The sequence below is a fragment of the Halomonas sp. V046 genome (assembly GCF_052645355.1).
Window position 1 is genome coordinate 1 of record NZ_JBQXYF010000048.1, and the last position, 608, is coordinate 608.

Annotated in this window: 1 pseudogene; it reads right to left on the reverse strand. The window is 68.6% G+C overall.

The window, feature by feature from the left end:
* Positions 1-608 (reverse strand): annotated as a pseudogene (locus ACUN9Y_RS22155) (hypothetical protein); the annotation flags it as partial.

The window sequence follows — 608 nt, forward strand, 5'->3', positions numbered from 1 at the left end:
GTAGCCGTAGCGGGTGGTGCCGCGCAGGCTGTCGTCGGTGGCCGTCAGCAGGCCATTGTCGGCGTAGTGCCATTGGCGCTTGGTCTGGCGGCGTCTTGCGTCAGGGGCAACGTCCTTCCCGGGCAGGTGTTGCCAGCTGTGCTGCTGTATCAGGCGCCCCACCGGGTCATAGCGCGACTCGGTTTCACGCCCTTGCTGATGGCGGTGCACCTCGCGGTGCAGGCTGTCGCGCGTAAAGCCGAAGAGCTCCTGGCCATCCACGGCCATGGCCTGGACGTGGCCGGCGCCATAGCGCAGCCAGCTGATCTGCTGGCCGCTCGGCAGGGTGGTGGTCTCGTGGTTGCCCAGGGCGTCGTGGGTGTGGCGGGTGACGCTGCTGTAGCCGCTGCCCCCGGGGAGCCGGTGGCGCTGGACCTCGGCGATCAGGTTGTCTTCGCCGTCGAAGTGAAAGCGAGTCTCGCTGTCGAGGTTGGCCGCGCGTACCAGGCGCCCTTGGGCGTCGTAGGCGAAGGTGGTGTGGGTCCGGTGGTGGCCGGGCACCTCGCTGGTTCGCTCCAGCACCCGGCCAAGGTTGTCGCGGGTGAAGGTGGTGATCTGCTCGCCTTCGT